The 19,227-nt window shown below is 70.2% G+C and carries 18 protein-coding genes; 12 read left to right on the top strand and 6 right to left on the bottom strand.

Annotated features, from left to right (window positions below):
* Position 1: 1 nt before the first annotated feature.
* Positions 2–346, bottom strand: coding sequence for a hypothetical protein (locus JYK02_RS23005; protein ID WP_242588854.1), 345 nt, complete (start codon positions 344–346; stop codon positions 2–4).
* Positions 347–576: 230 nt separating this feature from the next.
* Between JYK02_RS23005 and JYK02_RS23000 the strand changes: the two genes are divergently transcribed.
* The 3 genes from JYK02_RS23000 (at position 577) to JYK02_RS22990 (ending at position 3,335) form a co-directional block, all read left to right on the top strand.
* Positions 577–1,878, top strand: coding sequence for an AHH domain-containing protein (locus JYK02_RS23000; protein WP_207054038.1), 1,302 nt, complete (start codon positions 577–579; stop codon positions 1,876–1,878).
* A gap of 1 nt (position 1,879) precedes the next feature.
* A complete protein-coding gene (locus JYK02_RS22995) occupies positions 1,880–2,440 on the top strand; it encodes an imm11 family protein (RefSeq protein ID WP_207054037.1) in 561 nt (186 codons plus the stop codon).
* Between the two features lie 72 nt (positions 2,441–2,512).
* Positions 2,513–3,335 (top strand): IS5 family transposase gene (locus tag JYK02_RS22990; RefSeq protein ID WP_431603459.1). Its coding sequence is split into 2 segments (ribosomal slippage): positions 2,513–2,860 and positions 2,862–3,335, totalling 822 coding nucleotides; the frame shifts between segments, so codons are not numbered across the junction.
* Positions 3,336–3,339: 4 nt separating this feature from the next.
* Here JYK02_RS22990 and JYK02_RS22985 read toward each other — a convergent pair.
* On the bottom strand, positions 3,340–4,050 hold the full coding sequence (locus JYK02_RS22985; RefSeq protein ID WP_207054036.1) for a class I SAM-dependent methyltransferase: 711 nt from the start codon (positions 4,048–4,050) through the stop codon (positions 3,340–3,342).
* A gap of 313 nt (positions 4,051–4,363) precedes the next feature.
* On the opposite strand from JYK02_RS22985, the gene JYK02_RS22980 reads away from it, so the two are divergent.
* The 4 genes from JYK02_RS22980 to JYK02_RS22965 all read left to right on the top strand — a co-directional run bounded on the left by JYK02_RS22980 (position 4,364) and on the right by JYK02_RS22965 (position 8,838).
* Positions 4,364–4,921: an RNA polymerase sigma factor gene (locus tag JYK02_RS22980; RefSeq protein ID WP_207054035.1), complete on the top strand. Its 558-nt coding sequence runs from the start codon at positions 4,364–4,366 to the stop codon at positions 4,919–4,921.
* Positions 4,918–7,917 carry a CHAT domain-containing protein gene (locus JYK02_RS22975; protein ID WP_207054033.1) on the top strand — a complete coding sequence of 1,000 codons (3,000 nt, stop codon included), beginning with the start codon at positions 4,918–4,920 and terminating at the stop codon, positions 7,915–7,917. Before JYK02_RS22980 ends, JYK02_RS22975 begins: the two co-directional genes overlap by 4 nt.
* A 146-nt stretch (positions 7,918–8,063) precedes the next feature.
* Positions 8,064–8,222, top strand: a complete 159-nt coding sequence (locus JYK02_RS22970; RefSeq protein WP_207054031.1) for a hypothetical protein — start codon at positions 8,064–8,066, stop codon at positions 8,220–8,222.
* 37 nt (positions 8,223–8,259) lie between these two features.
* Positions 8,260–8,838, top strand: a complete 579-nt coding sequence (locus tag JYK02_RS22965; RefSeq protein WP_207054030.1) for a GNAT family N-acetyltransferase — start codon at positions 8,260–8,262, stop codon at positions 8,836–8,838.
* On the opposite strand, the gene JYK02_RS22960 is transcribed toward JYK02_RS22965, so the two are convergent.
* Complete coding sequence (locus JYK02_RS22960) at positions 8,772–9,227, bottom strand: response regulator (RefSeq protein WP_347402555.1); 456 nt, start codon at positions 9,225–9,227, stop codon at positions 8,772–8,774. The two genes, JYK02_RS22965 and JYK02_RS22960, sit on opposite strands and share 67 nt — an antisense overlap.
* Before the next feature lie 211 nt (positions 9,228–9,438).
* Positions 9,439–11,001, bottom strand: a complete 1,563-nt coding sequence (locus tag JYK02_RS22955; protein ID WP_207054028.1) for a RecQ family ATP-dependent DNA helicase — start codon at positions 10,999–11,001, stop codon at positions 9,439–9,441.
* Between the two features lie 160 nt (positions 11,002–11,161).
* On the opposite strand from JYK02_RS22955, the gene JYK02_RS22950 reads away from it, so the two are divergent.
* The gene (locus tag JYK02_RS22950; RefSeq protein WP_207054027.1) at positions 11,162–12,853 is read left to right on the top strand and encodes a R3H domain-containing nucleic acid-binding protein; all 1,692 of its coding nucleotides are present in this window, start codon (positions 11,162–11,164) and stop codon (positions 12,851–12,853) included.
* A 328-nt stretch (positions 12,854–13,181) separates the two neighbouring features.
* Positions 13,182–13,997, top strand: coding sequence for a hypothetical protein (locus tag JYK02_RS22945; protein ID WP_207054026.1), 816 nt, complete (start codon positions 13,182–13,184; stop codon positions 13,995–13,997).
* Positions 13,998–14,000: 3 nt separating this feature from the next.
* Here the strand turns inward: JYK02_RS22945 and hflX are convergent, their stop codons facing one another.
* Positions 14,001–15,452 (bottom strand): GTPase HflX, encoded by a 1,452-nt coding sequence (gene hflX, locus JYK02_RS22940; protein WP_207054025.1) that lies wholly within the window; start codon positions 15,450–15,452, stop codon positions 14,001–14,003.
* Positions 15,453–15,611: 159 nt separating this feature from the next.
* Between hflX and JYK02_RS22935 the strand changes: the two genes are divergently transcribed.
* The 3 genes from JYK02_RS22935 to JYK02_RS22925 all read left to right on the top strand — a co-directional run bounded on the left by JYK02_RS22935 (position 15,612) and on the right by JYK02_RS22925 (position 18,196).
* Complete coding sequence (locus JYK02_RS22935) at positions 15,612–16,478, top strand: TolB family protein (RefSeq protein WP_207054024.1); 867 nt, start codon at positions 15,612–15,614, stop codon at positions 16,476–16,478.
* Positions 16,478–17,122, top strand: a complete 645-nt coding sequence (locus JYK02_RS22930) for a M23 family metallopeptidase (RefSeq protein WP_207054022.1) — start codon at positions 16,478–16,480, stop codon at positions 17,120–17,122. Before JYK02_RS22935 ends, JYK02_RS22930 begins: the two co-directional genes overlap by 1 nt.
* 159 nt (positions 17,123–17,281) lie before the next feature.
* Positions 17,282–18,196 (top strand): CPBP family glutamic-type intramembrane protease, encoded by a 915-nt coding sequence (locus tag JYK02_RS22925; protein ID WP_207054020.1) that lies wholly within the window; start codon positions 17,282–17,284, stop codon positions 18,194–18,196.
* A gap of 29 nt (positions 18,197–18,225) precedes the next feature.
* Here JYK02_RS22925 and JYK02_RS22920 read toward each other — a convergent pair whose 3' ends face one another.
* Positions 18,226–19,191, bottom strand: a complete 966-nt coding sequence (locus JYK02_RS22920) for a hypothetical protein (RefSeq protein WP_207054019.1) — start codon at positions 19,189–19,191, stop codon at positions 18,226–18,228.
* Between the last annotated feature and the right edge of the window lie 36 nt (positions 19,192–19,227).

Below are 19,227 nucleotides of genomic sequence, written 5' to 3'. Positions count from 1 at the left end.
GTCACGGGCTGTGGGACACGGACGAGTCGCAGTCCGAGGTGCACGTGCCGGAGCAGGTGACCTGGCCGGGATACGAGAGCAGGACGTTGCACTCGGTGCCGCCCGTGCAGGACACGAGCTCGCTGCACACCTTGGACTCATCCACACAGCGGGCCTTCGACACACCGTCCAGCTTGATCACGAGGCAGGACAGGTTCTCGGGACACTGCGGCAGGTCCACGCCGCACTCCTGCGCCAGGTCCAGGGACTGTCCCTCCTGGAGCTTCAACCGCCCCTGCGCTCCCTCGTCGTTCGATCCACAGGCCGCGAGGGTCATCACCGTCAGACAGCATCCCAGCATCCGCATCCAGCGCATCGTGGCTCCTTCACGGGTTTGACTGCGCGAAGGCCCAGAGCAAGGCGCGGACCACTGGAGTCTTCATTGGGATTTCGCGCCTTTGGAGCGAGGCCTCTTCAGCGTGCGTTCCAGAATTCTGATGCAGCCTCGAATCCCTGGCGGCCTGCGCCTCAGCGGAACTCGTCCACGATAAACTCGAGGATGAGGTGCCTTGCCTCTTGAATCCCAGGGGAGCATCTATGCGGTTCCTGTTTTTTATCGCGTTACTCCTCCTGGCGGGAGGATGTGCGACGACGCGTGTCGTCCACGTTGATGTTGGAGACGGCAGGCAGGTGGTCCACGCGTCCCGGGATGTTGATCCGGTTCAGGTGAGTGAGGACGCGTTCGAGGCGGCCCTCACGCAGCTCATCCTGGACATGCGCATGGACGTTGCCTTCCGCGAGACGGATGCGGCCGACCAACGGGGATGGGTGAGGTCCCGGTCGTTGCTCGCATCCTCGAAGGGGCTCTCGGATCCGGGTGCTGGGGCGTCTCTGGAGTCCCTCTCTTCGCGCATCTGCCCCGATGGGGACGACTGCCTGCCCCTGGTGGTCGGAACAGGGCTGCCCTTCTCGCGCAAGGACCGGACGTTGATGGCCCTGTCGTTCGCGCTGGATACAGTCTGGGCAGGTGTCGAGGCGGAGATCGGCAAGATGCTGAACCCGGTGCTGCTCAAGGCCATGGTGACCTCGGCCGCGTTGTCCGTGCTCCTCACGATGACGCTGCCCGAGCCCGTCACGAAGGTCATCGCGGTGGCACTGACCGCGGCGATGGTGGCCTACCTGGGGGTGGTGCCTGTCTGGGAGATGGGCCGGGGCTTCGTGCGACTGTGGGACGATGCAGAGAGGGCAACGAGCGTCCTTGAGTTGCAGGACATCGGACACCGCTTCGGGCGGGTCCTGGGGACGAACGGCACACGCGTCCTGGTTCTACTCGTGACGGCAGCCCTTGGCGGCAAGAGCGCGATGGCGGCCCAGGGGCCCAGACTCCCGGGCTTCTCCCAGGCCGCACTCCGAGGACAAGCCGAGGCCGGGTTCCAGCTCGGGGCGGCACTGAATGGCGGCGTGACTTCCATCGCGATACCGGCTGCTGGAGTCCTGAATGTGGCGCTGGCTCCAGGCGCAGCCGCTGCACTGGCGATGTACTCGGACGGACGGTTTCCGGGTGACGAGGCAGGACCTGTTCATCACATCTGCACGAACAAGAACCCCATCTCCGATGTTACCGGCGGTCCTTGGACGCCACGGTGCGAGAAGGTCTTCAAAAAGGCTGGGATGACGCTCGAAGATGCCGCGAACAAGGTGCGGCTCAATGGCCACGAGGGGCCTCATCCAGAGCGATACCACAGGGAAGTGATGGACCGCTTGGAGCTAGCTGTCGAGCGATGCCGAACGACGGAAACCTGCCGGGCCAGCTTGATGAAGGAGCTTGCGCGGATAGCGAACGAGCTTCTGACTCAGGGCTCCGATTTGCGGAGCCTCATTGTCAAGGCGGAGGGGTGAGGTGGAGCGCGACTTCTACTGGGTGCGGCTGGGGGATGTGCCGCAATGGCTCATTGAGACACCGACGCGGAGTTCAGGTGAGGCCTTTGACGAGCCCTGGATGTTCGCGGATGGTCGCGTCCTTGAAGAACCGGGACGGATGAAGGCCCTCATCGCTACCCCCGGCGAGAGGCGGGCGTTCGTATTCTCCGTGATAGAGCGGGCCCCCATTGTCAGCCAGGCCATCGCTAACGTTTTCCGGGCACTGGCCCCTGATGACGGTCAGCTCTTTCCGGTGACGTTGGAGGGAGAGGCCGACCCGTTCTTCGTCGTCAATGCGACCCGGGTGGTCGACTGCATCGACGAGGCGCGGTGCCGCGAGGTTCACCACGATGACGAGAATGTCGCGGGCGAGTACCGGTGGATCTACGGACTCCGCATCGACCCGGCAAAGACCGGGGGCGCGCAGGTCTTCCGACTGAAGAAGTTCAAGACGGCGTTCATCGTGTCGGAGGACATCAAGAACGCACTCGAACGGGTCGGGAACCTGGGGGTGTCGTTCGAGCGCGTGACCGGAGCTTAGAGCCTATTTCGGTAGGGAAGAAGGTCGGCCACCTGTCGGGTTGAAGAGGCAGGAGGACGCGGCCATGGGGTAGTGAAGAAGGACGACGGCTGGCGGGTGCCGGACGAACTGTGGCGACGCATCGAGCCGCTGCTGCCGGCCCGTCCAGAGCACCCGCTGGGGTGCCATAACCCACGAGTGCCCGACCGGCAGGCCCTGGATGGAATCCTCCTGGTGCTACGCACGGGGATGCAGTGGGGCGCATTGAAGGCCACGGGCCTGTGCCATCCGTCCTCGGCCTACCGACGCTTCCGGGAATGGTTGTCCGCGGGCGTCTTCCGCGAGTTCTGGCGTCAGGGGCTGCTCGCCTATGACGGTCTCGCGAAGATTGATTGGCGGTGGCTGGCGCTGGACGGCACCCAGGGCAAGGCGCCGCTGGGCGGGGGAAAAAACCGGCCCCAATCCTACCGACAGAGCGAAGCGGGGTACCAAGCGGAGCCTGCTGACAGACTCGCGCGGCGTCCCCCTCGGCCTCGTGGTCGCTGGCGCCAACACGAACGACTTCAAGCTGGCGCGCTCCACACTTGAATCGATTCCAGTCCGGAGGCCCCTGCCGAACCGGAGCCGTCGTCAGACGCTGTGCGTCGACCTGGGGTATGCCTTTAGGCCCGTGCGCGAGCTGGCCCAGGAGTATGGCTTCACTCTCCGGGCGCCGAGACGACGCTCCCAGCCCAGTTCCAAGCGCGCACGGCGTCGACGCCCTTCGCCACGATGGGTCGTCGAGCGAACCCACTCCTGGCTCAACCGCTTCCGACGTCTGCTGGTGCGCTGGGAGAAGCGAGAGGACACCTACGTGGCGATGCTGCACTTCGCGCTGGGCATCATCACCTGGTTCCACTCGCTCCTACCGAAATAGGCTCTTAGGGCCCGACGTGCGCGAGGAAGACCTTGTACTGGAGCGAGACGAAGAGCGTCTTCGGCGCCACCAGGCCGGCCCGCTCGAACATCGCGAACAGGGCCGCGTCCGACTCGATGGGCTGCATCTTCGCGTAGGCCTGACGCCGGGCCTCCAGCTTCTCCTGCGTCACGCCGTATGCCCTCAGCCGGCGCAGCTCCACGTTCGTCAGCTCCGGATCCTTGCCCACGCGGCAGCCCAGCACCAACGGCGCTCCCGGCTTGAGCCTCCGCGTCACCTCGCGCAGCAGCTCGACGCGGGCCGACGCTCCGTCCACGTGGTGCAGGACCCCCATCAACTGCGCGCCGTCGAACGGGGGACCCGGCGGCAGGGTGCGCAGCTCGCCCTCGTGCAGGTGCGTGCGCTCAAGCAGCCCCTCCGCCTCCAATCGCTTTCGCGCGACCTCCAGCATCGGACCCGACGGCTCCACGCCCGTGAAGCGCCAGCCCGGCACGTCGAAGCGCTGATAGGGCAACAGCTCCGCGCCCGTGCCCAGGCCCACGTGCAGCAGCGCTGCCTTCTCCTGGCCGTCCAGCGCGGCGGCCAGGGCGCTGACGCCCAGCTCATACGCCGCCTGGTAGCCGGCGAGGTTCACGGCGGCCTGGGCGTCGTAGTGCGGCGCCCGGTCGGCGCCGAAGCCCTGCACGGGTGCGTGGGCGGAATGATCGTGGTTCATGCCTCGAAGATGCGCCCGGCCTTCGCTGAAGGACAGAGCGGGGATTCCGCTGGAATCGGCGGTTCTTTCGATGCGGGGAACCTCCAATCCCTGACAGCGCAACCACAGCCGCCCCCGCATCTGCCATTGCCCGAAAGTCCTACCAGCCTGGTAGGCCCCGGCGACGACAGGGCGCGTCATGGATTCACAAATCCCTGTCTTCACACACAAAGACTGTCAGCCGACTACATCCTCCCTGTAAGGCTTTAACTGGGTTTTAAATAAATCAGACCTATAACGTTCTCTTTTCATCACCGGCACTGGGGGCCGCACGATGAGAGAAGAGCTCGACACGTCTGACATGGAGTACGCCGACTTCGCGGTCCGTCATCAGCCCATCCTGATGGCGGTGGCGCGGAACATCTGTGGGGGGAACGCCACCGCTTGCGAGGACCTGGTCCAGGACGTCCTCCTGCGGGCCCTGCTGAAGTGGGACAGCCTGCGCGGCCAGGCGGAGCCGGTGCGCCGGGCGTGGCTGGTGCGGGTGCTGCACAACCGCTTCCTCGACACGTGCCGCCGCTCGCGCACGGAGGCCACCACCGCCATCAACCTGGGCAACGTGCACAAGCTCTTCGAGGAGCCGGAGGCGCCGGACCCGGAGCTGTGGGAGTGCGTCACGGAGGCGGAGCTGCTCAAGGCCGTCTCGGCGCTGCCCTTCAACCTGCGCCGGACCTTCGAGCTGCACTCGGAGGGGCTGCGCCACGCGGAGATCGGCCGCCGCCTGGGCGCCCCCGTCGGCACGGTGGGCACGTGGCTCTACCACGCGAGACACAAGCTGCGTGACCAGCTTCGCGACCTGGCCGAGGCCCGTCGGAAGCTGGGGAGCGGATGAACGGCCACTGCACCCACCTCCCCGCCTTCGTGGACGGGGAGCTGCCCCTCGAGCACCACGAGGGCTTCCGCGCCCACCTCGCCTCCTGCGAGGACTGCGGCGCCCGGTTCCATGACCTGCTGCAGGCGGACATCCTCGGACGGCTGGCTGCCGCGAAAGCGGCGCCGACTCCCGAAGCCCCAGGGGCCTCCCCAGCCCCCTGGCCCGTCCCGTCCGAGCCCGCCGAGGTCATGGCCCCGCCGCCCGCCCGCCGCTGGCGCCCCCAATGGAACCACCTGGGGGCGCTCGCCCTGGCCCTCACCGCCGTGAGCACCTGGACGGCTCGCGTGACGGAGGATGCCCCCGCGCCGTGGCCGCCCCCCGAGCCCACGCGCCGCCTGGAGGCGCGGCTGACGTCCGCGGCCCTGGATGCACACCGTCCCTTCGCTCCCCTGCGCGGAGGGACACCCGTGCCCGAACCCGTGCCGCTGCGGGAGCTGGCCGGGATGGAGGACCGGCAGGACTGGCGGGGCATCGCCTCCGCGTTCCTGATCGCGGGCGACTCGCGGCAGGCCCTGGGCTACCTGGGCCACGTGCCCGCGTCACCGGACACGGACTCCGACCGCGCGGTGGCGCTGGCGCTGGCCCACGCGGGGACCTCCGAGCAGGCCGCGCTCGATGAGGCGCTGGCCGTGCTCGAGGACGTGCTCCGGAAGAAGCCGGACCATCCGCAGGCCCTGTGGAACCTGGCGCTGGTCCTGCGGAACCTGGAGCTGCCCCTGCTGGCGGCGGAGGCCTTCGACGCCGTGGCGAAGCTGGGCGAGCCCGGCTGGAGCGCGGAGGCCCGGGACCGTGCGGGCCGCTTGCGCGAAGAGACCCTGGCTCGCGGCCGCGCCTGGAAGCAGGCGTTCGCGGCGACGCAGGACCTGATGGCGGACACGACCGCGCCGCTCCCGGTGGAGGAGGCCTCGCGGCTGCCCGGCATCGTGCGGCTGGCGTTCTATGACGCGGTCCGCGCGGCGCCGTCGAAGGACGCGGTGCTGCGGCTGCTGCCGCTCGCGGACGCCCTGGACCGGGCCTACGGCGGCGGCTCGGTGCTCCATGCGACCGTGCTGCGCGTGGCGGAGCGGGACTTCGAGAAGCGTGGGCCGCTCGCGCGGGACTACGTGCGGTTCGTGCGCGACGGGGCGCTGTTCCCGAAGGCCTTCCTGGAGGCGCTGCGACGTTCAGGGGAGGACGACCTGTACGTGGGGGCGCTCGGGTACGAGCTCAAGGCGGGGCGGCCCGTGGACGTGGCGGCGTTCGCTCGCGCCGCGGACGGATTGGGGGATCCGTGGTTCCACCTCATCGCCGAACGCGAGCGCGCCAACCTGGAGCTGCGCGAGGGACAGTGGTGGAAGGCGGAGACGCGCGTCCTGGAGGCGCTGCGCACGTGCGAGGCGGAGCGGTTGGACTACCGCTGCGCCGAGCTGCACGGGTGGCTCACGGACATGTACCTGGGCGAGCTGCACCGTCCCGCCGAGGCCCATGAGCACGCGCTGCGCGGCTGGCGGCTCGCGAGGCAGCACGGCGAGTGGCAGCAGGAGCGGCAGTTCCTGCAGGAGCTGGCGCAGGTGGCGCGCTTCCATCATGTCGCGCCCACCGCGAGCGCGTACCTGCGGGAGTCGCTGGCTCGCGCGCCGGATGACTCACGGCAGGCGGGCTATGTGCACCGCAACCTGGCGACCCTGGCGTGGATGGACTTCCGCGTGGACGAGGCCCGTCAGCACCTGGAGCAGTCGATGGCGTCCGGCCAGCCGCTGGGGCTGAACGGCGCGGGCGCGCTCGCGGACCTGGCCCGCTTCGGTCCCATGCCTGGAGCGGCGGACGCGCTGTCTCGCGCGCTCTCCGGACTGAGGCAGGGCGAGCCGCGCCCCGGTGAGCGCGCGTTGCTGGACGCCATCCAAGGGGAGTTCGAGCTGGAGCGCGCCCCCGCCGCGGGACGCGCGCTGCTGGCGAGCGCCCTCACGCAAGCGGAGCAATGGCCCGACGACGTGAATGCCCGCCGCGCGCGGGCCCGCGCCTCCGCCGCGCTCATCTCCGACGCCGGACGCGCGGGTGCGCACGAGGAGGCGCTCAGGCTCGCGGGCCGTCAGCTCCAGGTGATGGAGGTGCCGGAGCGCTGCGTGCTCGCGGTGTCGGTGCAGCACGAGCGCACGCTCGCGGTGGCGCGGGGTCCTTCCGGCGCGGTGCTCGGGGACTTCAACGAGACCCGCACGGCGCCGCTCGGGCAGGACGCCTCCGGGCTGGTCCCGCCCGCGGTGCAGGAAGCGCTGCGCGGCTGCGAACAGGTGCAGGTGCTGGCCCCGCCTCCGGTGACGGGCCTGCCCCGGCTGCTGCCCTCGGACTTCGCCTGGAGCTACCGCGTGGGGCATGCGACGGTGCAACCTCCTCCGGTGGACAGCGGTGTCCACCTGGTCGTCGCCAACGTGGACACGCCTCCCGCGCTGGGCCTTGCCCGTCTGCCGCCGATGGCGCCTCCCGCGAAGCAGGACGCCCGGCGCGTGATGCTGGAGGGCTCGCGGGCCACGCCGTCACGTGTGCTGACGGCGATGCGCACCGCCACCGAGGTGGAGATCCACACGCATGGCGTGTTCAGCCCGGAGCTGTCGGACGCCTCGCTCCTCATGCTGGCTCCGGAGGGGGATGGCCGTTACGCGCTCACCGCCCAGCAGGTGTGCGCTGAAGGGCTCACGGGCGCGCCGCTGGTGTTCCTGGCCGCTTGTGGCGCCGCTCGCACCGCGCCCTTCCCTCATGAGTCCTTCAGCCTGCCGGTGGCCTTCCTCGACGCCGGGGCTCGCGCGGTGATGGCCGCCACGGTGGACATCCCGGACACCGCGGGCCGCTTCTTCAGCGACGTGCGCGAGCGCATCCACGCGGGCGCCGCCCCCAGCGTGGCCCTGCGCGACGAGCGCCAGGCGTGGCTCCAGGCCTCCCCTGGAGACCGCTGGGTGCACGACGTGCTCCTCTTCGAATGACCCCCTGCCGGGTCACTGAAAAGATCCAGACCTGGGACGTCTTCAAGAGGAGGCCGCACGCGGCATCGGGAACGCGGACCCCGCGGCGGCTTCGTCAGGAGGACACGGTCATGTCGAGATGTCGGATCAGTCCCGTGCTGGTACCCATGCCCCGAAGGCCTCAGCAGTCACTCCCGGAAAAGCCGCTGCCGGCGCCCGCGGAGCTGGAGGCGAAGACGCTCGTGACCTCGCCGTTCTCCCGCGACGAGTTCGAGAACGACCTGCCGGACAAGCCGCCGCCGGGTCCGGCCGGTTTCGATCGCTGACCCCCGACGGCATGGCGCGGGCCTATGCTCCCGCGCCATGCCGTCGAATCCGTATGACGTGAGGCCCGTGCGGACCTACGAGGAGCTGGAGCAGGTGCAGGCCCTCCAGCGCCGCAACCTCCCTCCGTCGCTCTCACCGGAGGAGCAGCAGGCCCAGGGCTTCGTCACCGTCCAGCACAGCCTGGACACGCTGAAGTGCATGCACGTGCTCATCCCCAGCATCGTGGCCCTGCAGGGCTCCGACGTGGTGGCGTACGCGCTGGTGATGCCCCGCGAGTGCCGCCCGCTGGTCCCCGTCCTGGACCCGATGTTCGCGCTCCTCGAAGGGCTCGAACACCGGGGCCGGCCGCTCAGGGACCAGCGCTTCTACGTGATGGGGCAGGTGTGCGTGGACAAGGCCCACCGGGGGAAGGGCCTCTTCGACGCGCTCTACCACCAGCACCGCGAGCAGCTCCGCTCGCGCTTCGACTGCGTCGTCACCGAGGTCTCGGTCCGAAACACCCGCTCCCTGCGCGCGCACGCGAGGGTCGGGTTCGAGACCCTCCACACCTACCGCGACGCCACCGACACCTGGGCCGTGGTGCTCTGGGACTGGGGCGCGGCCACGTCGCGCTGAAGCACGCTGTCCACGCGCACCGCGGGCGTGGGCCGGTTCGCCATCCGCTTGTGGTGCAGGCCGGACAGCTTCAGCGCCAGCTCCGGACCGGTGACGCCCTTGGGGATGTAGCCGTCCGCCCCGGACGCGCGCACCAGCTCGCGCAGCTTCGACTCGTCCATGGACGAATAGAGGATGAACAGCGTGTCCGGCCCCGCGAACTGGCGCACCACGCCCAGGATGCGGTCGCCGCTCAGCGCCGGGATGTTCACGTCCAGGAGGACGATGTCCGGCTGCTCGGTCCGCAGCAGGTTGGCCACGCCCAGCGCCGCGCGCGTGGTGACGACATCGAAGCCGTACCGGCTGATGGAGCGCTCCACCAGTTCGAGCACGAGTGGGTCATCATCCACCACAAGTGCCTTCAACTTGCCTTCCGCCATCGCGTCTCCGCCTTCCAGGACCTTGAGGGAAAGGTCTGAAGTGCATTACGTCCAGGTATGCTGTGCAATATACGCCATACCTGTATTCGTGCACAATGCCCCAAGGCCTGAAGACCTGTGAGCCCCGTACTTCGAGTACGGAAGTCGGGTTTCAAGGTCGCGCGGAGGCCGGCAGAAAGCCTCACGCCGCTGGGGCGGCGGCGACCTCCGGATGTGACTGCGGGTGAAGTACGGGTGGGCGCGTGCGGGCGGGAGGCCGGGCGTCGAAGCGGCCTTCGGCGCGGGCGCGGCAGTTGTCGCAGCGGGCGCAGTCCTCCTCCAGCGGCTCGTCGAAGTAGGTGCCCAGCACCTTCCAGCGGCACGCGGTGGTGCTCCCGTAGCGCATCATCGCGTCCAGGCGGTCGCGGTCCCCGTCGTGGCGCTCCTCGTACGCGCTCAGGTACGCGTCCAGCTCCTCGGGCTTGTCGAAGGCGCGCAGCTGCTTCACGCCTCGCGCACCCTTCTCCAGCACGCCCGCGGCCACCAGCTGCGCCACCAGCACGCGGGTGCGCTTGTCGCCCAGGCCGCTCGCTTCGGACAGCCGCTTGAGGGCCACGGCCTTGCCCTGCGCGCACAGCGTGGTCGCGGCCTGGTAGAGGCGCTGGCTCTCGTCGCGGCGCGGGTACTTGCCGCCCAGGAAGAAGCCCTGGATGCGCCGGTCCTCCAGCCGGTACAGCAGCGCCGCCTTCGCGGGCAGTCCGTCGCGGCCCGCGCGTCCCGCCTCCTGGTAGTAGCTCTCCAGCGAGTCGGGGAAGTGGTAGTGCACCACGAGCCGCAGGTCCGGCTTGTCGATGCCCAGCCCGAAGGCCTTCGTCGCGACCACCACCGGCGTGGTGCCGTCCATGAAGCGGCGCTGGCTCTCCTCGCGCTCGGACGCCTTGAGCTTGCCGTGGTAGCGCTCCGCCTCCATCCCTTCCGCGCGCAGCCAGCGCCACAGCTCGTCCGCCTTGCGCACGGTGGCCGTGTAGACGATGGCGCTGCCGTCGTTGGCGCGCAGCAGCTCCAGCAGCTTCTGGCGCTTGAGCTCCGGGTTCACCGTGCGGTGGACCTCCAGTGTGAGGTTGTCGCGCTGGATGCCGGTGCACACCACCACGGGGTCCTGGAGGCCCAGCTGGGTGCGGATGTCCTCGCGCACGCGGGGCGTGGCGGTCGCCGTGAGCGCCAGCACCCGGGGCCGGCCGAGCGCGCGGATGGCGTCTCCGAGTGAGAGGTACGCGGGCCGGAAGTCGTGGCCCCACTGCGAGACGCAGTGCGCTTCGTCCACCACGAAGAGGCTCACGTTGGCGCGCTTCAGGAGCTCCAGCCGCTCCGGGTTCTCCAGCTGCTCGGGGGTGACGTAGATGAACTCGTGTTCGCCCCGGCGGATCTGCTTCTGGAGCGTCTTCAAGTCCCCGGCGCTCAGGGTGGAGTCCAGCTTCGCCGCGTCCAGGTCGTAGCGCTCCGTGAGGTGTTCACGCTGGTCGTGCATCAGCGCGATGAGCGGGCTGACCACCACCGTGGCGCCGGGCACGAAGAGGGCCGGGAGCTGGAAGGTGAGGCTCTTGCCCGCGCCCGTGGGCAGCACGCCCAGCACGTCGCGCCCCGCGAGCACCGCCTCCATGATGTCGCGCTGCCCGGGCCGGAAGTCCTCCACGCCGAAGCGCTCGCGCGCCTCCTGCTCGAGCTGGGGCCAGAGGGCGGAGGGGTCCTGCGTCTCGGTAGACATGGCCTGAAGGTAGGGATGACGGCCGTCCGGCTCCTTCCCGTCACGGCGGGTGTGCCTGGCCGCCTGCCGGGCTGGGAAGGAGCGTCTTACGGTGGAGGCGCTTCCCGGGAACGCGCAGGAAAGCCGTGCGCGAGAGGGCGCCGCTTGGCACTTTTGGGGGATGGCTCAGGGAACTCCTGTCGACGATGACTTCGCCCTGCTGGTGGCGGTGCTGCCGCCGCCGCTCCAGGAGGCGGTGCGCAAGCTGCCTCAGGCGGAGCTGCTGGAAGTGGTGATGGACCTGGGCCGGCCTCCGGAGGCGCGCCTGGTGCACGGCGTGGCCCGCCTGTCGGAGACGCCCGTGGAGCCGGAGGCGCTGCAGGCGGTGCTCGCCCGGGTGGGTGAGCCCGGCGGCGACAATCGCGCGGGCATCGAGCGCACGCTCCACCGCGTGTCCGCCATCCGCAACCGGCAGGGGCGCGTGGTGGGGCTCACGCTGCGCGTGGGGCGCGCCATCCAGGGCACCATCGACATGCTGCGCGACCTGGTGGAGTCCGGGCGCAACCTGCTGCTGCTCGGGCGGCCGGGCGTGGGCAAGACGACGAAGCTGCGCGAGGTGGCGCGCGTGCTCGCGGACGCGCTGGGCAAGCGCGTGATGGTGGTGGACACGTCCAACGAGATTGGTGGCGACGGGGACATCCCGCACCCGGGCATCGGCGGCGCCCGGCGCATGCAGGTGAGCCGGCCGGACCGCCAGCACGACGTGATGATTGAAGCAGTGGAGAACCACATGCCCGAGGCCATCGTGGTGGATGAGATTGGCACCGCCGCGGAGGCCGCCGCCGCGCGCACCATCGCGGAGCGCGGCGTGCAACTGGTGGCGACGGCGCATGGCAACACGCTGGAGAACCTGGTGCTGAACCCCACGCTGTCGGACCTGGTGGGCGGCGTGCAGACCGTCACGCTGAGCGACGACGAGGCACGACGCCGGGGTACGCAGAAGACCGTCACGGAGCGAAAGGGCACGCCCACGTTCGACATCGTGGTGGAGATGGTGAGCCGCGACGAGGTGCGCGTGCACCGGGATACGGGCGGCGCGGTGGACCGGCTGCTCACGGGCGCGGACGTGGGCGGTGAGAAGCGGCGGCAGCAGGACGGCGCCGTGCACGTGGAGGCCGCGCCGGAGGTGGTGGAGGCCACGCCGCCGGGAGGCCGCGTGCCCAAGGGGACGCCCGCGCTGGGAGCCCCCCGCCCCGGGCCCACGCGCATCGCCGCGCACGCGGTGAGCCGGGAGCTGCTGGAGCGCGTGCTGCGCGACCTGCCGGTGGAGGCCGTGGTGGTGGGCCGTCCGGAGAACGCGGACGTGGTGCTCACGCTGCGGAGCCGCGCGAACTCGCCCCGGCTGCGCCGCGCGGCCGAGCGGGTGGGGGCGCGGGTGCTGGCCATCAAGCGCAACAGCTCCACGGAGATCCGCCGTGCACTGCGCACGGAGTTCCATCTGTTGGAGGGTGTGGATCCGGCGGACGTGCACGCCGCGGTGGCGGACGCGGAGGAGGCCATCCAGCGGGTGCTCGCGGAGGGCATCAGCCTGCCGCTGTCGCCGCGCCCGTCACGCCTGAGGAAGGTGCAGCACACCCTGGTGGTGAAGAACCACCTGGAGGCCGTGAGCGTGGGCAGCGAGCCCCAGCGCCACCTGGTCATCTACCCGCTGGGCACCGTGTTGACGGAAGCCTCCGACACCGCGCCGGTGGACGCGGAGGAAGCGGAGCCGGACGACGTGGAGGATGACGACGCCTCGGCCGTGGACGAGGGACCGGAGGATGCCGAGGGCACGGGCCTGGAAGCTTCGGCTCCGAACGAACGCGCCTCTTAAGACCTGGGAACGGGCGCCGAAGAACTCCATGGGGCGCCCCTGTCGGCGGCGGACCACTCGAACTGGTCCGACTGTCGGACCAGTTGGGCCGGACCGGGCCGGCGGCGAGCGTCGCGAACTGGTCCTACTGTCGGACCAGTTGGGCTGGACCTCCCGGACAGGGGCGCCCCTGGGTGCGCAGGAGGCTGCACAGGCCGTGGGGGGTCGGGGGAACCCCTTTCCCTGTGGATTCGCGGGGTTGAGGGGGGCATGACGGTTGCTCAAGGGCCAGGGTACGGTCCCCTGCGATGGCGCGGGGGATCCGCACCGTCTTCCTTGGAGCCCCTTCATGCGCCGCATCGCCTGTGCTGCCCTCGCTGCCTCTGCCCTTGCCTCCACCGCCTGTGGCGACAACGCGCCCACTCAGGAGGAGATCGACGACGCGAAGGCCCGTGTGGAGCGCGTCGCCGCCTCCACGCACCTGGTGCGCGGCGCGCTGGAGATGCTGGGCCTGATGCCCGTGTACTCGTGCGGCGAGCCCCGGCGCTCATTCCTGAACCATGCCGTGGAGGGCCTGTCCTCCACCGTGGCCTGCGCGACGGCCACCGTGCAGGCCGTGGATGACGTCACCGACTCGGTCGTCGTGACCTTCCCGGCCGCCGGCTGTGACGTGCACGGACTGCGCCTTACCGGACGCGCGGTGCTGGAGTACCGCGGCGGCGAGGACCTGATGGAGATGCACGCCGACCTGCGCGAGATGGCCGTGGATGGCCAGACGCTCCAGGCGAAGGTCGGCTATGGCACGTGCGCGGATGAGACGCGCCTGTTCGCGGACGTGGAGGGCCAGGTGCCGGGCCGCCAGGGCCACAGCTTCCACATCGACAGCCGCGTGGGGAAGCGCGAGGGCCTGCCCATCATCGGCGGCACCACGCTGCTGTTCGATGGTCCGGGTGAGCTGACCGGCCCGTCCGGCACGGACCGCATCACGTTCACGTCCCTCCTGTACGAGGTGGGCAACTACCTCCCCAAGGAGGGCACCGCCCTGGTGGAGACCGCGGACGGACACCGCCTGAACCTCGCGTTCCAGCCCGTGCTCTGGCGCGTGGGCAAGGTGGAGGTCACCGTGGACGACAAGGACCCGGTGACCGTGCCCGTCGTGCGCTGACGCCTACTCCTGGAGCGAGCGGGTCAGCCGGGCGATGGCGCCCGGCAGGCCTCTCACGCGCAGCCGGCTGCCCGTCTCGTCGTAGGCCTGCGACACCACCGTGGTGTGCTCGTACACCTCGCCGATGCGGGCCTGCCTCGCGTAGGGAATCAGCAGGTCCGCCTCCACCATGGAGGCCTCGAAGAAGGCGATGATCTCCTTGCGCAACATGGCCACGTCGTCCGGCCGGTGCGCGGAGAGCTGGAGCGCGTCGGGGTGCCCGGCCTTGAGCGCTTCCTGCGCCGCCGCGTCCAGGCGGTCCACCTTGTTGAAGAGCAGCTTGCTGGGGACCACCTCCGCGCCAATCTCGCGGAGCACCGTGCGGGTGACCTCCAGCTGCGCGGCCCACGTGGGGTCGGACGCGTCCACCACGTAGAGCAGCAGCGACGCCTCCAGCGCCTCGTCCAGCGTCGAGCGGAACGACGCCACCAGGTCGTGCGGCAGCTTCTGGATGAAGCCCACCGTGTCCGAGACGAGGATGCGCGGCCGCGTCTCCGGCTGCATCGCTCGCACCGTCGTGTCCAGCGTGGCGAAGAGCTGATCCGCCACCAGCACCGCGCTGCCCGTCAGCGCCCGCATCAGCGATGACTTGCCCGCGTTCGTGTAGCCCACCAGCGCCACGCGCAGCTGGTCGCGCCGCGCGTACCGGCGCTGGTCCTGGTCCTTCTGGATGGCCGCCAGGCCCTCGCGCAGCTCCGCCAGGCGGTCGCGGATCTTGCGGCGGTCCAGCTCCACCGCGGAGTCACCCGAGCCGCGGCCCTGCTGGCGCTCGCGGCCTCCCGAGGACTCACGCAGGCGCGGGGCCAGGTAGTTGAGCCGGGCGATCTCCACCTGCATGCGCGCCTCGTGGCTCTTCGCGTGCCGGTGGAAGATGTCCACGATGACGCCCGCGCGGTCCAGCACCTGCGCGCCGGTGGCCCGCTCCAGGTTGCGAAGCTGGCTGGGGGACAGCTCGTGGTCCACGACCACCACCGTGGGCTTCGGCCCCGGCTCCATCGCGGGGGCCTCCAGGTCCGTGGCGTCGTCCTCGTCGAGCAGGTCCTCCGCGTCCGGGTCCTCGTCACCGGGGGCACCGGCGGCGTCAGGCCCTGCTTCGGGCGCGGCTTCGGAGTCCTCGCCGGCTTCGGCCTCCCACTTCTCCCGGGCCTTGGACGCCTTGTTCTGTGCGCCAGACAGGATGACGCCCGTGCCGCCGGTGAGCGCCGCCAGCTCCTTGAGCTTGCCGGAGCCCAGCACCGTGCCGGTGGCCAGCCGCTGCCGGCGCTGGGACACGGTCGCCACCGCGTCGAAGCCCAGCGTGTGCACCAGCCGCTTCAGCTCCGCGAGGTCCGCGGCATGCGCCTCGTCCGTGACACCGGGAAGCTGGACGCCGACGAGGACCGCGCGCGGCCGCTCGGGGGGAAGGGTTTTCGCCATGCAGGGCTCGTAACACGCCGCGCCCCGCCGTGCCCTTGCATTACCCATTCAACTTTCCGCTTATTCTTGAATAACCAGTTTAAAAGCAACTCAATCCCAGACATTGAGAGAACCCTGTCACCGCGCTCCCGTCGCGGCTTCCCCATTCCCAGGAGTGAAATGAGAAACCCATTTGTCGCACTCGCCGTGATGACGCTGATGGGCAGCCCCGCGTTCGCCGAAGGGCCTCCGAACCCGAAGGACCTGCGCCGCGTGACGAAGGCGCGTGAGAGCCTGGTCCCGGCCGTGGAGAAGGCCTTCGGGCCCAAGGCGCGCTTCGTCCAGCTCTTCGGCCAGGGCCGGGAGATGCTGGCGGGCGTCGTCGCGGAGATTCCCGTGGAGCCGCTGGGCACGGACGACCTGCCGCTGCTGGCCATCGTCCGGTACGCCGAGGACACCGGCTCCGTGCGCGTGGTGGCCCCGGAGTTCAAGTACCGCGAGGCGCGCATCGTGGGGCAGGACGTGGCGCTGCTGGACGGCGCGGGCACACTGCGGCTGCGCGACGCGAACGGACAGGAGCGGCTGCTCGCCGAGCAGGTGGGCGGCGACCTGTTCCCCTCGGCGAAGGGCGACGCGCTGGTGGCCACGCTGAAGACGGGCGTCCCGGGGCCGCATGAGACGGCGGTGGGCATCATCGACCTGAACGGCCGCGTGAAGGTGCTGGCGGACGGCCCGGGCGTGGACGCCACGCCGAGCATCTCCCCGGACGGCAAGACGGTGGTGTTCGTGTCGGGCCGCACGAGCGTGGCGTCGTTCTTCGTCACGACGGTGGAGGGCGCGGAGGCCCGGCAGCTCACCAACGTGGGCCTGGAGAACTGGATGCTGTTCGGCGGCCCACCGAAGGAGTTCGTGCCCCCGCCCGTCTCCAGCCACCACATGGAATGGTTGAGCGAGGACGTGCTCCGCTACAACGCGGGCGGCGGCGTGTTCTGGACGCTCAACGTGCGCACCGGCCACGCGGCCGCGGACGTGGGAGGTGCGAAGTGATGCGCTCGACCCTTCAGCGGCTCCTGGTGACGTTCGCGCTGTTCGCGCTTCCGGCGGTCTCCTCCGCGCAGACGATGTTCCGCTTCCCCGCGTCGCAGCTGGCGGATCAGTGCGGCAACGGCGGCTGCACGGTGAGCGCCTACAAGGACTACGGCGGCCGGGACTACGCCTGCGGCGGCGTGCGCTACAGCGGGCACACGGGCACGGACTACGCGCTGGTGGGCGGGTTCTCCAAGATGGACTACGGCGTCTGGGCGATGAACGCCGCCCGGGGCTACGTCGAGTCGTCGGTGGATGGGTACTACGACCGGTGCAACTACTGGAACCAGTCCAATCCCTATGCCGCGTGCGGCCTCTACACGGCGAACTACATCATCATGCGGCACCCGGACAACACGCAGACCTGGTACTGGCACCTGAAGGCATACACGCAGCAGTACGCCCGGGGCACCCAGCTCGCCTGCGGCAACTGGATTGCTCGCGTGGGTTCGTCCGGCGCGTCCACGGGCCCGCACCTGCACTTCGAGTACTGGGTCCCGGGCTACGGCACGGATGACCCGTACGCGGGCTCCTGCGGCACGCCGTACACGCGCTGGACCGCGCAGGGTGCGTACCGGGGACTTCCCGGCATCACCTGTCAGTAGGCCCCGGGCCTGACGGGACGGGAGGGGCGTTGGAAGAAACCCTCCCGTCCTGAACCGGGCGTCGCGCGAGGAAAACCCGTGAGCGGCGGGGCGAAGCCGTTAGCGTGTCCGGGAACCCCACGGGTCCCTGCCCCGTGGCGCCGGAAGGACGTGCCCGTGGTGCTTCGTGGTGATGTCGCGGTCCTGCTGGAGAACGCCCCGTCGAAGCGCCAGGCGCTGGCGGAAGCGGCGTTCGTGTTCTTCGCGGTGCTGGGGCCGTCGTCGGTGGCCCGCCTGGGCAAGGGCGCCGCCGTCGCGGTGGAGCTGGCGCTGCTGGCGTGGGGACTGATGCTGCTGCGTCCGTGGGAGTCCTCGCGGCGCGGGGCGTGGTGGGGCGTGCTGGGGCTGGTGGTGGCGCTGGGCGGCGCGGGCGCGGGCGCATGGGTGGCGTCGGAGACGGTGGAGGCGGAGAAGGGCTTCTCGCTGTCCATGGCGCCGCTGGTCGTCCGGGCGCTGGGCATGTGCCTGCTGGTGGCGGTGCTGTTGTGGCGCGACGGTCAGGGGCCCGCGCAGGTGGGGCTGGTGCGCGAGGGCTGGGCGCGCGAGCTGCTGCTGGGAGGGGCGGTGCTGGTGGGCACGTACGTGGTGCACCTGGCGGCGTCGGTGCCGCTGGCGGCGGTCGCGGTGGCGCTGAAGCTGGCGGGCCAGGAGCTGGAGGCGCGCAAGGGCGTGGCGGCGGCGCTGCTGGGCACGGGGCTGGGCGTGCCGGCGTTCGCGGCCATCATGGTGGTGGTGACGGGCTTCGAGGAGTTCGTCTTCCGAGGCTTCCTGGTGCCCCGCCTGCGGGTGGTGCTGGGCGGCTGGGTGCCGGCCATCCTGGGCGCCGCGGTGCTCTTCTCCGTGGGGCACTTCTACGAGGGCACGCTGGCCGTCTTCCAGACGTTCGTGATGGGCGCCTGGTTCGGCTTCGTCCTCTGGTACCGGGGACGGCTGCTGCCGCTCATCGTCGCGCACACGGCCTTCAACACCATCAGCTTCGCGCTGATGCTCTGGCTGTCACGCTCCGGTCTGCTGGAGAAGCTGCCGCCCCTCTGACGCGAGGAGCGGCGCACCTGATTGTCGGGTTACGCGAGCGCTCCGGGCATCAGCTCGGATGCCAGCTCCCTTACGAGCTTTCGGGCCATGGCCGTGGAGGGCAGGCCGGAGGGGCGGGTGACTTCGTCCGGCAGGTGGCTGGTGGAGGCGTCTTGCTCCAGCTCGCGCCAGGCTTCGCGGCGGGCTGCGTTCACGCGCTCCCGGGCTTCTGGAGACAGTCGCTCCATGGCCCAGGCGTCGATGGCCCAGGACAGCTCCGCGTGCATCAGCTCGTCCGGGGCGATGGTTGCCAGGGACTCGCGCACCTTCGCGTCCTCGGCGGTTCTTGCCTGCCAGCCGGCCAGCAGCGCTCCGAAGGTTTCTCGCACGCAGCCCTCCACCGCGTTCTCGATGGCGAGCGCCTCCAGCGTGCGGGCCTGGAATGGCTCCACCTTCAGCTCCGGCATCGGCGCTCCGTGGCTCCGGGCCAGGGACTCCATCGCGCTTGCGTGGCGCACTTCGTCCTTCGCGGCTCGCCTCGCGGCTTGCACCAGGTGCCTTGGCGCTCCGTGCCCGGCCAGCTCGTCCGCGAGCCTTTCGAAGGCCGGCACGGACGCGGCCTCCAGGTGCGCCATCCTCGCGAAGAGCGCTCCCAGCGCCGGCGTCCCCGTGGCCACCGCGCCGTCGCTGCACAGCCCTTCCGGCCTGCGGCCCTCACAGGCGAAGTGCGCCCTGCATTCCACCTGCTCGATCAACTCGCCGTCTTCCCCTACTTCGGAACCCGGGATGCGAGCGCAGGGGATGGTGGCCCCGAGCGCCTCGCACAACTCGACGCAGGACGTGTCCTGCGTGGGCACGCCACCGTCACTCAACGTGGAGGGAACACGGAAGGTCTGCTGCTCCCAGTTCTCATCCGGATCACAGCCCCACGTCGAGGAACAACCGACCCCCAGCGTGGCGACGGGCGCGAGCAACCACAGACGCTTGAACACGGGGCGCAGCGTGCGACGGGACATGCGGACTCCTGCTTCCACCACGAACCCGCCGGCCCT

This window comes from Corallococcus macrosporus, assembly GCF_017302985.1.
In the GTDB taxonomy this organism is placed as follows: Bacteria; Myxococcota; Myxococcia; order Myxococcales; family Myxococcaceae; genus Corallococcus; species Corallococcus macrosporus_A.
Note: the sequence above shows the minus strand (reverse complement) of the source record. Positions and strands in the feature narration are given on the sequence as shown.

Excerpts from the sequence above, each read along its gene's own strand:
- JYK02_RS22980 (WP_207054035.1), top strand. The coding sequence starts at position 4,364 with ATGAGAGAAGAGCTCGACACGTCTGACATGGAGTACGCCGACTTCGCG.
- JYK02_RS22965 (WP_207054030.1), top strand. The coding sequence starts at position 8,260 with ATGCCGTCGAATCCGTATGACGTGAGGCCCGTGCGGACCTACGAGGAG.
- JYK02_RS22920 (WP_207054019.1), bottom strand. The coding sequence starts at position 19,191 with ATGTCCCGTCGCACGCTGCGCCCCGTGTTCAAGCGTCTGTGGTTGCTC.
- hflX (WP_207054025.1), bottom strand. The coding sequence starts at position 15,452 with ATGGCGAAAACCCTTCCCCCCGAGCGGCCGCGCGCGGTCCTCGTCGGC.
- JYK02_RS22950 (WP_207054027.1), top strand. The coding sequence starts at position 11,162 with ATGGCTCAGGGAACTCCTGTCGACGATGACTTCGCCCTGCTGGTGGCG.
- JYK02_RS23005 (WP_242588854.1), bottom strand. The coding sequence starts at position 346 with ATGCGGATGCTGGGATGCTGTCTGACGGTGATGACCCTCGCGGCCTGT.
- JYK02_RS22945 (WP_207054026.1), top strand. The coding sequence starts at position 13,182 with ATGCGCCGCATCGCCTGTGCTGCCCTCGCTGCCTCTGCCCTTGCCTCC.
- JYK02_RS22985 (WP_207054036.1), bottom strand. The coding sequence starts at position 4,050 with ATGAACCACGATCATTCCGCCCACGCACCCGTGCAGGGCTTCGGCGCC.
- JYK02_RS22930 (WP_207054022.1), top strand. The coding sequence starts at position 16,478 with ATGCGCTCGACCCTTCAGCGGCTCCTGGTGACGTTCGCGCTGTTCGCG.
- JYK02_RS22975 (WP_207054033.1), top strand. The coding sequence starts at position 4,918 with ATGAACGGCCACTGCACCCACCTCCCCGCCTTCGTGGACGGGGAGCTG.
- JYK02_RS22935 (WP_207054024.1), top strand. The coding sequence starts at position 15,612 with ATGAGAAACCCATTTGTCGCACTCGCCGTGATGACGCTGATGGGCAGC.
- JYK02_RS22970 (WP_207054031.1), top strand. The coding sequence starts at position 8,064 with ATGCCCCGAAGGCCTCAGCAGTCACTCCCGGAAAAGCCGCTGCCGGCG.
- JYK02_RS23000 (WP_207054038.1), top strand. The coding sequence starts at position 577 with ATGCGGTTCCTGTTTTTTATCGCGTTACTCCTCCTGGCGGGAGGATGT.
- JYK02_RS22955 (WP_207054028.1), bottom strand. The coding sequence starts at position 11,001 with ATGTCTACCGAGACGCAGGACCCCTCCGCCCTCTGGCCCCAGCTCGAG.